We start from the raw sequence: 15,154 nt of genomic DNA, 5'->3' as shown, positions 1-15,154 counted from the left end.
GGGGGGTGATGGGTCCGGGCTTTCATGCGTATGGGGTATTGCCCGGAAAGTCCCGTGCGCGGTCATTGCGAGGGAGCGTCGCGACTGAAGCAATCTCACAGTCGTTGGGGCGCGTAGTCACCGGGAAAAACGGTGAGATTGCCATGCTCCCGTTGGTCGCTCCCAATGCCAATATAATAGGGACAGACACTATTTATTGAGATCCTTTCTTGGTCTTCCCCTCTGCCCCACGTGTATGACTCGTCCAGTTTCCTGCGCACCTCCCAGATGAACCCGTCTCTTTGCAGTCGCCGCGCTGTCATCGTGTGCCTCCGATTCGCTGTCGTTCCGAAAGACCGCCTGGCTATCATTCCCTCGTTGCCTCACATGCTACGGATGGCCGGCTGCAACGGTTCGGGTAATCCATGGCATGCCGATCATGACCGCGAACACCACGAATCGTCACGATAATAGTGTCTGTCCCTATTTTCCCTATGACAGGTCCGGGGGGGGGCGTGGTAGAAACTCTCGATCAGGGCAGGAGCGCGATGTGCGAACGGAGCGGTGGAAGGGAGATACGGACACCTCGGAGAGGAGCGACACGATGAGCTACCACACACGGGGCGGCCACGGCCGTCTGTTCACGATAGTGATCCTGCTGGCGATGGTCCTGGGAGCGTGGCTGAGTCTGCCCGGCGCCGTTGAGGCGGATACCGTGGTGATCGACCCCAGTGCCGGCACCGTCAACCGCGGCGCTCTCTTCCGCGTTGATCCGACCACCGGCACTCGCACGCTGCTCTCCGACTTCGGCAATGCCGGCCAGGGTCCGCTGGGCGATGAACCAGTCGGCGTGGCCCTGGAGGCCGGCGGCGCCATCCTGGTGATCGACAGAGGTGCCGGCACCGGTACCCTCGGCGCTCTCTTCCGCGTTGATCCGACCACCGGTACTCGCACGCTGCTCTCCGACTTCGGCAATGCCGGCCAGGGTCCGCTGGGCAACGATCTATTCGGCGTGGCCCTGGAGGCCGGCGGCGCCATCCTGGTGATCGACCCCAGTGCCGGCACCGTCAACCGCGGCGCTCTCTTCCGCGTTGATCCGACCACCGGCACTCGCACGCTGCTCTCCGACTTCGGCAATGCCGGCCAGGGTCCGCTGGGCACGTCTCCATTCGGTGTGGCGGTCTCCAGCCCCGCCACCGGCATCCCCACCCTCTCCGAGTGGGCCCAGGTCGGCATGGCGGCCCTGCTGGTTGGAGGCGGTCTGCTCGCCCTGCGGAAGAGTCAGCGGCGTAGGTCGGGTTAGCGTCGCGTAACCCGACGATCTCAGATGGACTGGACGCCTGTTCTCCCTCCAACAGGCCAGCGGCGGGGTCCGCCCTGGGCGGGACAGGTGGAGGCTTGCGAACCCATACCCTGGATTCCGGTGTGCACCGGAATGACGAGATGCCTGACCTATGACCGCCATGCCACATGAGAAGGCCCTTCTCACCCAGCACCGTGACGGCCTATACTTCTGCCTGCGCTTCGGCCTCTACACCCTGTTTGCCTTCCTTTTCCTGTATGCCATGGAGAGTCGGCTCGTTGTGCCGTTTACCCGGCGCATCGCCTGGCTCAGCCATCAGGCGCTCAAGATCATGGGGGCTCAGTCTTGGGTTGCAGGCGCCTCCGTCGGCATCCCCGGTTTTGCGGTCGAGATCAAGAACAACTGTAACGCCATCTATGAGATCGGCCTGTACGCCTCAGCGGTCTTTGCCTACCCTGCGACCCTCACGCAGCGCACCCTCGGATTTGTCCTGGGTGCCGCCATCCTGTATTTGGTTAACCTCCTGCGCGTGCTCAGCCTGATCGGTATCGGCCGGTACTTTCCTGGAGGATTTCAGATTGCCCACCTCTACCTCTGGCAGGCCCTTTTCCTCGCCCTCGTTGCCGCCTGCTGGCTTATCTGGCTTAGCCGGATTCGCAGACTCGCTTAAGGCCTCCTGGCGGGGCTTTAGCCTCCGAGCAGGGGGTGCTTTCCTCATCCTGGCCCTGCTGTGGGTGGTCCTCGCACCCGCCTACGCCCACCTGCTCGCGGCGTTCGCCTCCCCTCTGATCCCCTCGATCGAATCCTCCCCCGGCACGCGCTACCGTGTGGAGGGGACCAGGATCGTCGCCGAGCGCCCCATCACGAGGCAGACCTCCGAGACGGTCACCGTCAGCCGCACCCTCCTGCGTGAGACCTCCGGCGACTACCCCCTGGCACTCCTTGCCGCGCTCGTGCTTGCGACACCAGCCTGGTCGCTCACGCGACGGGGCAGAGTCTTCGCCGTGACCGTGAGCCTGCTCATCCTCACGCAGTTCCTCTCGTTGCTGGTCAACATCGAGTACACCAAACTGTGGCCGCAGAAGACCGCAGTCGGCATCGTGGTCTCTCTCGACTACTCGAAGGCGAAGATGATCCTGTTCGACTGGCTCTATGCCTTCCTGGAGTTTATGGGGAGGGGCTTCTTCGCGCTGCTGCTGTACTTCGGGGCCATCGCCCGTATCTGGGGACGCCCGGAGCCTGGGTCGATGAAGGGCTCAGTGGGCAGGAACGAGCCCTGCCCATGCGGATCCGGCCTGAAGGCGAAGCGGTGCTGTGAGGGGGGGTGAGGGGGCACGGGGCCACTGGACATCTGACTGCTCCTTCCTTACGATATCCTTGTGCCTACAGAGCGATTCATGGATGCGCATATGATCGGGTTCGAAGGGTATATGAGCCTGTCCTGCAAACCCTCATTTACCCTTCGACAAGCTTAGGGTGAACGGTATGGGCATTGAAAGCATTGATGTTTTTCCGTTCGTGCTGAGCCTGTCGAAGCATGAGTAGGGGTTTGCAGGACAGGCTCAACGTGGATTTGTTTTAGCAAACCGCCGCCTTGACTTGTAAGAGGTGGGCTGCCATGCTAATGTTAATCAACATTAATCAGTGGCGAAAGGAGAAGCCAATGAGCCTCAAGGCCGTGGCAGCGAAATCATCGCCTAGGGTCCAACACCTCCCCATCACCCTGGCCCGCATCAACCTCGGCGCCCTGGTGAAACGCGTTCACCTCAACAAGGAGTATTTCATCCTCGAGAAGGACGGTATTCCGGTTGTCGGCATCATGGATATTGACGAGTTCGAGGATTACCTGGAACTGCAGGACCCGAAGGTCCGAGAGCATATCCAGAAGAGCAAGGAGGAGTACCTTGCCGGCAAGAGTCGCCCTGCCGAGGAGTTTCTTGAGGAGCTTCGCCAGGGGGCAGGAAAAAAGAGGAAGCGGCGCCTCACCGCATGATGTCCTCTTTTTCCATTCGTACGACTTCACGGTTCGAGTGACTGGCTCGGGGCCTCCTCCGAGGCCATCTGGAGTTCCAAGCTCTTCAGGGCCGAGCCTTCGACATTCTCAAGGCCGACCCGTACAACTGCAACCGAGCCTATCGTATCAAGAAGCTCGTGGATGTGCCGATTGGCGAAGGCCAGTGGCGACTCTCCCTCGGCCGCTTCCGGTTTCGCTATGATGTCTATGGGCGCGAGGTTGTGCTTCACTACTGCGGTCTCAGGAGGGAGGAGACCTATCGCTGAGGCCGATTTTGCCTTGATATTTCCGCTCAATCCTCGTATCGTACCGGAGAGAAGTAGGAGAGGGTTGGGAGGATGCTAAAATCGATCGAGGCGTACCTGCTATATCTTCAGGGAGAGCGAGCGGCTTCCCCTCATACGCTAAAGAACTATGCGATCGACTTACAGCAGTTCCGGACGTTTCTCAGAGCGAGCGGATTCCCGCAGTCAGAACCCGTCGTGAACGGCGTTGAGCGAAGCAATGCCCTGCGCTGGGCCATTGAGCCGGCTGAGATCGACTCGCTGGCGATCCGGGCCTTCGTGGCGGATCTGCACAGGAGGGGTATTGCCCGAAGTAGTGTTGCGCGGAAGCTTGCGACTCTGCGATCGTTCTTCCGGTACCTGTGCCGGGAGGGTGTGCTGCAGGCGAATCCGGCGAAGCTCGTTCCGACGCCAAAACTGCCAAAGCGGCTTCCGGCGTATCTTTCCGTAGACGAGGTTGATCGCCTCCTGGCGTCGCCCAGCGAGGAAGGTCCTGCGGGCGCCCGCGATCTGGCGATCCTTGAGCTCTTTTATGCCTCGGGCATCCGATTGAGCGAACTCACTGGGTTGGATGTGCGGGATATGGACATTCGGGAGAGTCTTGTTCGGGTAAAAGGCAAGGGGAATAAGGAGCGGATTGTCCCGGTGGGATCGAAGGCCATCACCGCCCTGGGGCGCTATCTTGGTCGGCGGAGTGATCTGATCCAGGGGGTGAAACGGGAAATCCCCGCGCCTGTGGCGTTGTTTCTCAACCGCCAGGGCGGCCGCTTGAGCCAACGGGGCGCCGCTCGAATCGTATTGAAATACCTGAATCGAAGCGGTTTGGGGCCGAAGATCACACCACACGGGCTGCGCCATAGCTATGCCACGCATCTGCTTCAAGCAGGGGCCGACCTCCGCGCGATTCAGGAGCTGCTGGGTCATTCACGCCTCTCGACCACCCAGCGGTATACCCACCTGAACCTGGATCACTTGATGGAGGTCTATGATAAAGCGCATCCGAGAGCCTGAAGAGAAAGGGTACCCTAGAGTGCGAAGCACGACGATCCTGGCGGTGCGGCACAAGGGGAGGGTGGTGGTAGCCGGGGACGGACAGGTCTCCTTCGGCCAAACGGTGATGAAACACAGCGCGCGGAAGGTCCGTCGGATGTGGAACGATCGGGTGGTCGCCGGTTTTGCTGGTAGCACCGCCGATGCGATTACTCTCTTTACTAAGTTCGAGGCGAAGCTGGAAGAGTTCAGCGGCAACCTGCCGCGCGCTGCGGTCGAGCTGGCGAAAGATTGGCGTACCGACCGAGCCCTCCGCCGCCTGGAGGCGCTGTTGGTGGTGGTCGACAGGGAGCATTCGTTTGTCATCTCTGGGACGGGGGATATCATCGAGCCCGACGACGGGGTGATCGGCATCGGCTCCGGCGGCCCATACGCGGTCGCCGCGGCGAAGGCCCTTGTAGGCTTCTCGGAGCTTGACGCGAGAAGGATCGCTGAGGAGGCGATGAAGATTGCCGCCTCAATCTGCGTCTATACCAACGACACGATCACGATTGAAGAGTTGTAGATGATTCCGTAAGCGTTATTGCGAGAGAACGGGCCCCCTCGCGCGCGTCATTGCGAGGAGCGACGCGACGAAGCAATCTCAGAGCTTGGGGCAAGCTTGGTAATCTCAACAAGAACGAGATTGCTTCGCTCCGCTCGCAATGACAGTGTAACTTTACGGGAAATGGGGGTCTTTCATGGAGCAGTTGACACCGCGACAGATCGTGGCCGAGCTTGATAAATACATCATCGGTCAAAAGGACGCAAAGCGGGCCGTGGCCATTGCGCTGCGCAATCGGTGGCGGCGACAGAGGCTACCGGATGATCTGCGTGATGAGGTTGCGCCGAAGAACATCATCATGATCGGCCCGACCGGCGTGGGCAAGACAGAAATCGCTCGCCGCCTTGCCAAGCTGGTGGACGCCCCATTTATCAAGGTGGAGGCCAGCAAGTACACGGAGGTGGGCTACGTAGGGCGCGATGTTGAATCGATGGTGCGCGACCTGACTGCGCTGGCGGTGGATATGGTGAAGGAGGAAAAGACCAAGTCAGTACAGGAGCGGGCACGGGAGTTAGCGGAGGAGCGGCTTCTGGATCTGCTCCTTCCCGTTGGGAGGGTAGCGACGATGCCGGGCGTCGAGCCAACATCTGACGCGAGCGTCATCACCTCTACTGCCGAGACTCGTGAGAAGCTTAGGACGCGGCTGCGCGAGGGGAAACTGGATGACCGTACCGTGGAGTTGGAGGTCAAGGATCGAGGCACACCGATGGTGGAGATCTTCAGCAACTCCGGCATCGAGGAGATGGATATCAACGTCAAGGAGATGCTGGGGAACCTCATGCCCCAGCGGGGCAAGCGACGCAAGGTCAAGGTCCGGGAAGCCCAACGAATCCTCGCCCAGGAAGAGGGCGATAAGCTTATCGACATCGACGAGGTGAGATCAGAGGCGGTCCGTAGGGTCGAGGATTCCGGGATCGTCTTCCTGGACGAGATCGACAAAATCGCCGGCCGCGAGTCGTCGCACGGGCCGGATGTCTCGCGCCAGGGGGTGCAACGCGACCTTCTGCCGATTGTCGAGGGGTGCACGGTTACCACCAAGTACGGCATGGTGCGGACCGATCACGTCCTGTTTATTGCGGCAGGGGCGTTTCATACCACCAAACCGTCTGACCTGATCCCAGAGTTGCAGGGACGTTTCCCCTTGCGCGTAGAGTTGGCGAGCCTGACGCAGGACGACTTCGTCCGGATCCTCACGGAGCCTCGGAATGCCTTGATCAGGCAGTATGTCGCCCTTCTGGAGACAGAGGAGGTGAAGCTGGACTTTTCGGAGGACGCCGTGCAGGAGATCGCCGCCATTGCCAGCACCGTCAATCAGGCGACCGAGAATATCGGCGCCCGCCGGCTCTACACCATCCTGGAACGGCTACTGGAGGAGATCTCGTTTGAGGCGCCCGCCATGAAGGGCGCGCGGGTCGATATCAACGCGGCCTATGTCCGGGAACGGCTTCAGGAGATCGTGAAGAACGAGGATCTGAGCCGCTATATCTTGTAAGGCAGCGATCAGCTATCAGGTGAAAGCGCAGCAAGCAGCGGGGTGGATGGTGGATCAGCGGAAGCGGTCGGAGGTCCAGCGCGGGATCGACAAGGCGAAAATCCTCATCGAGGCGCTCCCGTACATCAAAGCATTCGCCGGTAAGGCTGTCGTGATCAAATACGGCGGCGCGGCCATGACTGATGAAGAACTGAAGCAGTCAGTGGCGCTGGATATCATCCTGATGCGGTACGTCGGGATGCAGCCGGTTGTGGTGCACGGCGGCGGCCCGGAGATCACGAGGGCGATGGAGCGATCGGGTCTTACGCCGACCTTTGTCGGCGGATTCCGAGTCACCGATCAGGAGACGATGAAGATCGTCGAGATGGTGCTGGTTGGTCAGATCAACCAGGAACTGGTGGCGCTCATCAACAGCAGCGGCGGGTCAGCCGTTGGCCTCTCAGGTAAGGACGGCGGGTTGATCCGAGCGAAAAAGGCCGGCTCAGTGGCGGCCGCTGAGACTCCCGTGGGCCTCGTCGAACCAGGGGTCGATCTGGGGTTCGTGGGCGAGATTGTGGCCGTAGATGCACGGATCCTCCGCACCCTCGAACGTGATAGATTCACGCCGGTGGTGGCCCCGACCGGCGTGGATGAGGCTGGGGTGACGTACAACATCAATGCCGACCTGGCGGCCGGCGAGATCGCATCGGCCCTTCAAGCGGAAAAGCTTGTCCTCCTGACCGATACCGACGGCATCCTGGATAAGGATGGCGCCCTCATTCCCACATTGAGCAGGAAAGAGGTGGAACGGCTTATTGCTGATGGCGTTATCTCGGGAGGGATGCTGCCCAAGGTCCAGGCCTGCCTTACCGCCCTTGACAATGGGGTAAGGAAAACCCACATCGTGAACGGCACCATCCCGCATGCCCTCCTGTTGGAGATTTTCACGTCAGAGGGGGTAGGCACGGAGATCATTAGCTAGGGGTGCGAAGTCAAAATCCCCCCAACCCCCCTTTGGTAAAGGGGGGCGAGGGGGGTTTTGGTACAACGGAACGTAGGGGCGCTGCTTGCTGCGCCCGCACGGGATGCGTGGTAGCACGACATGACGCAAATCGGAACCTTAACCGACGAATTAATGTCGCAGGCGACTCGCTACCTGACTAACATCTATGCCCGCTTCCCGGTGGTGCTGGTGAAGGGCAGCGGTGTTCGGGTCTGGGACGCTGAGGGTAGGGCTTACCTTGACTTTGCTGCCGGGATCGCCGTAGATGTCCTGGGTCATTGTCACCCCAAAATGGTAGAAGCCATCAGGGCGCAGGCGGAGCTGCTGCTGCACGTCTCTAACCTCTACTTTATCGAGCCGCAGATTCGGTTGGCCCGCGCACTGTGCGAACACGCGTTTGGCGGCAAGGTCTTCTTCTGCAATAGCGGAGCAGAAGCGAATGAGGCGGCGATCAAGCTGGCTCGCCGCTATGCCAAGGCGCGGTGGAGCTCCGACCGGTATGAGATTGTCTGCATGCGGGACTCATTTCACGGCCGGACGATGGCGACGGTGACCGCCACGGGTCAGGCGAAGTACAGCCAGGGTTTCGAGCCGCTCTTGCCGGGCTTCAAGCACATCCCCTTCAATGACCTGCCGGCGGCGGAGCGGGCGATCGATCCCCGGACCTGTGCCGTGCTGGTGGAGCCGATCCAGGGCGAGAGCGGCGTGCGGGTGCCGGACGATGACTACCTGCCAGGACTCCGGCAGCTTTGTTCGGAACGTGACGTCCTTTTGATCCTGGATGAGGTCCAGACGGGGATGGGGCGGACTGGGCGGCTCTTTGCGTATGCGCACTCCCTGATTGAGCCCGACATCATGACGCTCGCCAAGGGGCTGGGCGGCGGACTCCCGATCGGCGCCATGCTGGCGAAGGATGCCGTGGCAGGCGCGTTCGTTCCGGGCAGCCACGCGTCGACCTTCGGCGGCAACCCGTTCGTCACGGCTGTCGCCCACGCGGTGCTGACCGAGATCCTCGACGCGCAGTTGCCTGAGCGGGCAGCCAGGATCGGCGCCTACTTCCTGGAACGTCTTCAGAAATTGGCCGATCGCTGCCCCATCGTGAAAGAGGCCAGAGGCAAGGGGCTGATGCTCGCCCTGGAACTCAGCGTGCCGGCCAAACCGATCGTCGATCGGTGCCTGGAACGCGGCCTGCTGATCCTGACCGCGGGCGACCAGGTCCTTCGCTTTGTTCCACCACTGATCATCGGTGAGGCCGAGGTGGATGAGGCGATGCACATTCTTGAACGAGTCCTGACTGAGGAATCTCGATGACGAAAGACCTCCTGTCGATCAGAGACCTGACGGTTTTAGAGATAGACGGCCTATTTGATCTTGCTGCCGACCTGAAGGCGCAGCAACGCAAGGGGATCGCCCACCCACTGCTCACCGGCAAGACATTGGGCATGATATTCGAGAAGCCGTCACTCAGGACCAGGGTCACCTTTGAGGTCGGCATGGCCCAGTTGGGCGGGCGCGCCATCTATCTGGCTCCGGCTGACATCCAGTTAGGGAAACGGGAAACCGTCAAGGATGTGGCGAAGAATCTCGAACGATGGGTGGATGGGATTATGGCCCGGACATTTACCCACCAGACCGTCGAGCAACTAGCCCGGCATGCTGCGGTTCCGGTTATCAATGGGCTGAGTGACCGGACTCACCCGTGCCAGATCCTTGCGGACCTCTTCACCCTTCGGGAAAAGCGCGGTCCGCTTCGCGGCGTGAAGGTCGCCTACATCGGTGACGGCAATAATGTCTGTCATTCATGGCTCTACGGCGCGGCGAAGACTGCCATTGATCTCACCGTGGCCTGTCCAAAGGGATATGAGCCGGATGCTGACGTTGTGGCGTTCGCCCACCAAGAGGCCGAAGCCTCCGGTGGGAGGATTACGCTACTGGACGATGCGAGGGCTGCGGCGGCGGGAGCCGATGTCCTGTATACCGATGTCTGGACCAGCATGGGTCAGGAGTCAGAGGCGGCAAAGCGGCGGCGGGACTTCCAAGGGTTTCAGGTCAACGCGACACTTATCGGATTAGCCACACCAGACGTGCTGGTCATGCACTGCCTGCCGGCCCATCGTGGCGAAGAGATTACCGATGAGGTCCTCGATGGCCCGCATTCGATTGTGTATGACGAGGCTGAAAATAGACTGCATGTGCAGAAGGCCATCCTGGCGAAGCTGTTGGGACATCGAGAACCGTAATGAGTATCGTAACAGTTCCTCAGAAAATTCCATTTGCCAAATCCCCCGCATCCCCCCTTTGCTAAAGGGGGGTTAGGGGGTTTTCGTGCGCTGTGACGCGGCCGTGCCTCATGGGGGTGTTCCTATGAAATCACAAATCCAGACGAAGCGAGTGAAGAAGATCGTACTGGCCTACTCCGGCGGGCTCGACACGTCGGTGATCCTGCGCTGGCTCATCGAGACCTACCAGGCAGAGGTCATTGCCTTCTGCGCCGATCTGGGGCAGGGGGAGGAGCTGGATGAGGTTCGCGAGAAAGCGCTGAAGACGGGTGCCAGCAAGGTCTACATCAAAGATCTGAGGGAGGAGTTTGTCCGGGACTTCGTCTTTCCCTGTGTGAAGGCGAATGCCGTCTATGAGGGGCGCTACCTGCTCGGCACCTCGATGGCGAGGCCGCTGATTTCGAAGCACCAGATGGCGGTGGCGAGAAAGGAGGGTGCGGACGCAGTGGCGCACGGCGCAACCGGAAAAGGGAACGATCAGGTCCGGTTTGAACTCGCCTACTATGCGATCGACCCGCACATCCGGGTTATTGCACCATGGCGCGAATGGCGCCTCAATTCGCGAACTGATCTTATTGCCTACGCAAAGAGGCACGACATCCCGGTGCCGACCACGAAGGCGCGGCCCTACAGCACCGACCGCAACCTGTTTCACATCAGCTTCGAGGGCGGGGTGCTGGAGGACCCTTGGCAGGAGCCGCCGGAAGAGATGTTCGTCTTGAGCGTATCACCGGAGAAAGCTCCGGATCGCGCGACCTATGTCGAGGTGGAGTTTCAGGACGGTCAGCCTGTCGCGCTGGACGACAAGCGCCTCTCGCCGGCCAGGCTGCTTCAGCGCCTGAACAAGCTCGGCGGTGAACATGGGATCGGTCGAGTCGATGTGGTCGAAAACCGCTACGTCGGGATGAAGTCGCGGGGGGTGTACGAGACGCCTGGCGGAACCATCCTGCATGCCGCCCACCGCGCCGTGGAATCGCTGACGATGGATCGCGAGGTCATGCACCTCCGCGACTCCCTCATCCCCCGCTTCTCAGAACTGGTCTACTATGGCTATTGGTTCTCCCCGGAGATGGAACTGCTGATGCGGACAATCGAGGCGTCGCAGCAGGGGGTGACCGGCACGGCGCGGGTCAAGCTTTACAAAGGCAACTGCGAGGTTGTGGGGCGTAAGTCGGCCGTCTCGCTGTATGATCCAGCCCTCGCGACATTTGAGGCGGACCAGGTGTACCGCCATTCAGACGCCGAGGGGTTCATCCGCCTGAACGCATTGCGGCTTAGGATTCGGGCGTCAAAAAAACAGTGCAAAAATCCCGCCACCCCCCCTTTACAAAAGGGGGGTACGGGGGGATTTAGGGCGCTGGGCACGAAAGGGAAGCGCTCAGGTCTATGACGGTGAAACGGAAAACCCTCAAGCCCTGGGGCGGGCGGTTCGCGCAGGCGACCGATCCGGGAGTGGAAGCGTATACCGCCTCTATCCAGTTTGACCGTCGCCTCTACAAGTACGACATTGCCGGCAGTGTCGCGCACGCGCGGATGCTGGCGAAGTGCGGCCTGCTGACCAAGGCCGAGGCGGACAAGATCGTGGCGGGGCTTGAAGAGATTGGGGGCGAGATCGAGCGCGGAGAGTTTCGTTTCGATCCCTCGTTGGAAGACATCCACATGGCGATCGAGGCCCGGCTGATTGAGAAGGTTGGAGAGGCCGGCGCAAAGCTCCACACCGGCCGGAGTCGGAATGACCAGGTTGCCCTCGATCTGCGGCTCTATCTGCGAGATGAGATCGGAGAGGTTCGCCGCCTGGCTGTAGGGCTTGAGCAGGCCCTGATCGCTCAGGCCGAAGCCCATCTTGACCTGATCATGCCAGGCTACACCCACATGCAGCGGGCTCAGCCGGTCCTCCTGGCGCACCACCTGATGGCGTACGTCGAGATGCTGGAGCGAGATCGCGCCAGGCTTCACGATGCGCTTCGCAGGGTAGATGTGCTCCCTCTCGGCTCAGGCGCCTTGGCTGGGGTCGGCCTGCCGATCGATCGCCGCTTTGTAGCCAAAGAGCTTCGGTTTCGGGCGCTGTCGGCCAACTCGCTGGATGCGGTCTCGGACCGCGACTTCGTCATCGAGCCGCTGTTTGCCTTTGCGCTCCTGATGACGCACCTGTCCCGCCTGGCAGAAGAGATTGTCCTGTGGGCATCAGCAGAGTTTGGTTTCATCGAGTTGCCCGATGCCTTCGCTACCGGCTCCAGTATGATGCCCCAGAAAAAGAACCCGGATGTGGCGGAGCTGGCACGAGGGAAGACCGGCCGCACCTTCGGGGCCCTGGTGGCGCTGCTTACCATCGTCAAGGGACTCCCGCTCAGCTATAACCGCGATCTGCAGGAGGACAAGGAACCCCTCTTCGACAGCGCGGATAGCGTTAAGGCTACCCTCCTCGTTATGGCGTCGCTGGTAAGTCGACTTACGTTTTGTGGGGATCGTATGCGACAGGCCGCCGAGGACGGATTCTTAAACGCTACCGATCTGGCCGACTACCTGGTGCGCAAGGGAATGCCGTTCCGGCAAACTCACGAGATGGTGGGCCTTCTCGTTCGACGCGCGCTGGCCAGGAGGTGTCGGCTCGAGGAACTTTCTCTAGACGAACTGCAGGCTGCTTCTCCACTTTTCGAACGGGATGTCTTTGCCTACATCACCCTGGAGGCGTGTATTAAGCGCCGTACGGCCATCGGCGGGACCGCGACGGGCGCGGTGAAGAAGGCGATCAAGGCCGCCAAGGTCAAACTTCGGAGTCGATAAGATGCGAATTAGGCAGGTCATCGTTGTAGCGTCTCTTGGCTTTCTTGTGCTTTCCGGGTGCGGCCGGAGTGGTCCGCCTGTGGTTCCGATCCTGGCGGAGCCATCGCCACCGACCGATCTGACGGCTCTTGTGCGGAGCCGTGCGGTGGTCCTCGCGTGGACCAGGCCGACGACCAATGTTGACGGCACTGTGCTGAAATACCTGGCCGCGTTCCGAATCTCCAGACAGCAAATGACCCCCCAGACCTCTGCCCACTCGGTCATTGCCACCGTGAAGGCTGAGAAGCCGGAGAACGCCATCGTTTCTGGCGCTCGGTTTGCCTTTACCGATAGCCATGTGGTCGTGGGAGGGAAGTATGCCTATTCAATCGAGGCGGTGAGCCGGCGAGGGATCGTCGGGCCACCGTCAGCGGAGGCGACCACCCTTGTCACCGTCGAGATGGAGGCCCCCTCTAGCTTACGAGCAGAGGCTGGCGAACGAGCGATCCGCCTCTCGTGGGTTGCGCCGACCCGACGAGCTGATGCAAGCCCGCTGGCCATAGTCCCAAGGTATAACATCTACCGGGGCGCCAGCCCAGGCCGATACGATCCATCCCCGATCAATCGGGAGCCAGTCCGGGGCACGCAGTTTCAGGATGCGAATCTGATTAACGATCAGACGTACTACTACAGCGTGATGGCGGTGGAGAGTCAGGAGCCGCCATGGCAGGAGGGGTTGTCGTCCAGCGAGGTGAGCGCTGCGCCGGTTGATCTGACGCCTCCGGCCCCTCCCCGAGGTGTACGGGCGGTTGCTGGGCCCGGCGCGGTAGTCTCACTGAGCTGGGAGCTAAACCGAGAATCGGACCTGCTCGGCTATCTGGTCTATCGAAGCGACGCCGCAGAGCGTCTTCCCAAGCGACTAACAGAAGCCCCGCTTAAGTCGCCAATCCTGACTGACCGAACGGTCCGACCAGGAGGTCGGTACACCTACACGGTCACGGCCGTTGACGCTTCTCTTAGACGCAACGAAAGTGTCGCCTCGGCAGCCGTTGAGGCCCGCGTCCCGTAAAGTATTTCCAATCGGCGATTCCTGATTCGGGAAGAGGGGTACCGACTTATCCCTCTCACTGAAATCGGGCCGTCGCGATCGCTTCCAGACTCTCTTCCTTGTGCATCCGCTCGTCATGCCCGATTTGACGGAATATGTCCGCCACGCTCGCGGAGGAGGCATAGTCCTCCTCAAAAAGGCTCCTGAAAGGTTCCGACTCGAACTGGGGGTTTTCCGCCACGAATTCCATATATTCGTGCTCGGCATGGTCCTCAAAGTGGGCGTTCAACAGATAGCTCCACGACGGCTTAAAGACGTAGATGAGCCAGCAGATCTGGTAGTAGGTGAAGGCGATCACCTGGGGCAGGATGCGATAGAGGAGAACATTTTCCTTAATGCCGCGGGCGTGGGTGAGTTCCTCCAGGATAAGCAAGTGCCACATCTCATTATCTTGAGCCTCGCGGGCCTCTTTGACTCGGTCGAAGACCCGGCGGGCAAAATCACGCTGTGCATACATGTGGGTAATGGCGACGTAGGCCACGTTCTCCCAAGACTGATACGGCACGCGGGCGATAAGCTCCAGTACCTTGAATTTGCTGAACGTCTTTTTGCGACCATACACGAGGTCCATCGTCATGAAGAGGAGGCGGGTCAAGATACCGTATCGCATCCTCGGAGAGGAGAGCGTGACTTGCTGCGCTTGGCGGCGTTGTTCAGCGGTTAATTTCTTTAGTTTCGAACCCATGATAAGACCTCCGCCAGTATTGTCAGCATCGATGATCTATGTCCACGGAACAAGGAAATAAGATGTCCCACGAACTGAGCCCTCAGGCTACCCTCTCGGGATCAGCCATAAACCCAGGAAGTGATTGGTGCTCAGGAAGGAGGACTGGATGATGATTCAAGCACAATTGGAGCGAGGCGTCATCGTCGTAGCTCAGCGGCGCGCCGCTTGCGGCGCGTTAGTCTGGAGCGCCTTGTTGGGTATAGATTCGATTGGTATCATTTCAGTAAGTAAGGTTTCAGGAGCGATGTCCTGAGCGTGGGGCCAGGTAACTGCGCCGAATAGGATACCCACCCGATTAAAATAATGTGTATCCCTGAGCTCGCGAAAAACACCATGATCCAGGTAAGGCTTTACGTCGAAAATCCCCCGCCGCCCGTCTTCGGTCTCAACGAAGATGCGGTAGTCGGACAATGGCTTGACGGTCTTGACATCCCAATGCATAGGTCACCTCACAGGGGAGCAATCTTGTAAGGAACTTCGCCATTGACGGCCAGATCCCAATCGGCCATCAGCTCGTCACGATGCAACTCAATCCAAGCCTACACCAGCCGCAGTTGCTTGCGAGACAAGTTGCCGGAGAGTATTTCGCCGTCCTCAATACGAATGGTCGCCTCGAATTCGGCGTACCC

General features: G+C 60.3%; 16 protein-coding genes and 1 pseudogene. 13 read left to right on the top strand and 4 right to left on the bottom strand.

The features are described from left to right. Positions 1-409: 409 nt before the first annotated feature. The 4 genes from CLG94_RS05555 (at position 410) to CLG94_RS05540 (ending at position 3,275) form a co-directional block, all read left to right on the top strand. A complete protein-coding gene (locus CLG94_RS05555) occupies positions 410-1,282 on the top strand; it encodes an IPTL-CTERM sorting domain-containing protein (RefSeq protein WP_107561871.1) in 873 nt (290 codons plus the stop codon). Between the two features lie 151 nt (positions 1,283-1,433). Next, on the top strand, positions 1,434-1,952 hold the full coding sequence (locus CLG94_RS05550) for an archaeosortase/exosortase family protein (protein ID WP_107561870.1): 519 nt from the start codon (positions 1,434-1,436) through the stop codon (positions 1,950-1,952). Positions 1,953-2,016: 64 nt separating this feature from the next. After that, positions 2,017-2,610, top strand: a complete 594-nt coding sequence (locus tag CLG94_RS13580) for a YecA family protein (protein ID WP_239993132.1) — start codon at positions 2,017-2,019, stop codon at positions 2,608-2,610. 335 nt (positions 2,611-2,945) lie between these two features. Continuing rightward, positions 2,946-3,275, top strand: coding sequence for a type II toxin-antitoxin system Phd/YefM family antitoxin (locus tag CLG94_RS05540; RefSeq protein WP_161954043.1), 330 nt, complete (start codon positions 2,946-2,948; stop codon positions 3,273-3,275). A gap of 26 nt (positions 3,276-3,301) precedes the next feature. On the opposite strand, the gene CLG94_RS05535 is transcribed toward CLG94_RS05540, so the two are convergent. Next, complete coding sequence (locus CLG94_RS05535; RefSeq protein WP_133174649.1) at positions 3,302-3,592, bottom strand: hypothetical protein; 291 nt, start codon at positions 3,590-3,592, stop codon at positions 3,302-3,304. 42 nt (positions 3,593-3,634) lie between these two features. Between CLG94_RS05535 and xerC the strand changes: the two genes are divergently transcribed. The 9 genes from xerC to CLG94_RS05490 all read left to right on the top strand — a co-directional run bounded on the left by xerC (position 3,635) and on the right by CLG94_RS05490 (position 13,759). Continuing rightward, a complete protein-coding gene (xerC, locus tag CLG94_RS05530; protein WP_107561867.1) occupies positions 3,635-4,591 on the top strand; it encodes a tyrosine recombinase XerC in 957 nt (318 codons plus the stop codon). After that, positions 4,566-5,135, top strand: coding sequence for an ATP-dependent protease subunit HslV (gene hslV, locus CLG94_RS05525; protein ID WP_193450635.1), 570 nt, complete (start codon positions 4,566-4,568; stop codon positions 5,133-5,135). The genes xerC and hslV overlap by 26 nt, the downstream gene beginning before the upstream one ends. 175 nt (positions 5,136-5,310) lie before the next feature. Continuing rightward, positions 5,311-6,666 (top strand): ATP-dependent protease ATPase subunit HslU, encoded by a 1,356-nt coding sequence (gene hslU / locus CLG94_RS05520; protein WP_107561866.1) that lies wholly within the window; start codon positions 5,311-5,313, stop codon positions 6,664-6,666. 46 nt (positions 6,667-6,712) lie between these two features. Continuing rightward, a complete protein-coding gene (gene argB, locus CLG94_RS05515) occupies positions 6,713-7,627 on the top strand; it encodes an acetylglutamate kinase (protein WP_107561865.1) in 915 nt (304 codons plus the stop codon). A 120-nt stretch (positions 7,628-7,747) separates the two neighbouring features. After that, complete coding sequence (locus tag CLG94_RS05510; protein ID WP_107561864.1) at positions 7,748-8,959, top strand: aspartate aminotransferase family protein; 1,212 nt, start codon at positions 7,748-7,750, stop codon at positions 8,957-8,959. After that, positions 8,956-9,888, top strand: a complete 933-nt coding sequence (gene argF, locus CLG94_RS05505; protein WP_107561863.1) for an ornithine carbamoyltransferase — start codon at positions 8,956-8,958, stop codon at positions 9,886-9,888. Before CLG94_RS05510 ends, argF begins: the two co-directional genes overlap by 4 nt. A 136-nt stretch (positions 9,889-10,024) precedes the next feature. Continuing rightward, a complete protein-coding gene (locus CLG94_RS05500) occupies positions 10,025-11,317 on the top strand; it encodes an argininosuccinate synthase (protein ID WP_239993148.1) in 1,293 nt (430 codons plus the stop codon). Then, the gene (argH, locus tag CLG94_RS05495; protein ID WP_107561862.1) at positions 11,314-12,711 is read left to right on the top strand and encodes an argininosuccinate lyase; all 1,398 of its coding nucleotides are present in this window, start codon (positions 11,314-11,316) and stop codon (positions 12,709-12,711) included. The genes CLG94_RS05500 and argH overlap by 4 nt, the downstream gene beginning before the upstream one ends. Position 12,712: 1 nt before the next feature. Further along, on the top strand, positions 12,713-13,759 hold the full coding sequence (locus CLG94_RS05490; RefSeq protein ID WP_107561861.1) for a fibronectin type III domain-containing protein: 1,047 nt from the start codon (positions 12,713-12,715) through the stop codon (positions 13,757-13,759). 55 nt (positions 13,760-13,814) lie between these two features. On the opposite strand, the gene CLG94_RS05485 is transcribed toward CLG94_RS05490, so the two are convergent. From CLG94_RS05485 to CLG94_RS13870, 3 genes and pseudogenes are all read right to left on the bottom strand, one after another. Then, entirely contained in the window at positions 13,815-14,483 is a 669-nt protein-coding gene (locus CLG94_RS05485; RefSeq protein WP_107561860.1) for an alternative oxidase, read from the bottom strand. A 192-nt stretch (positions 14,484-14,675) separates the two neighbouring features. Next, complete coding sequence (locus CLG94_RS05480) at positions 14,676-14,966, bottom strand: DUF2442 domain-containing protein (protein ID WP_107561859.1); 291 nt, start codon at positions 14,964-14,966, stop codon at positions 14,676-14,678. A gap of 98 nt (positions 14,967-15,064) precedes the next feature. Then, positions 15,065-15,139 (bottom strand): annotated as a pseudogene (locus CLG94_RS13870) (DUF4160 domain-containing protein); the annotation flags it as partial. Between the last annotated feature and the right edge of the window lie 15 nt (positions 15,140-15,154).

The sequence above is a fragment of the Candidatus Methylomirabilis limnetica genome (assembly GCF_003044035.1).
Taxonomy (GTDB): domain Bacteria; phylum Methylomirabilota; class Methylomirabilia; order Methylomirabilales; family Methylomirabilaceae; genus Methylomirabilis; species Methylomirabilis limnetica.
This window is presented reverse-complemented; position numbering and strand designations above follow the sequence as displayed.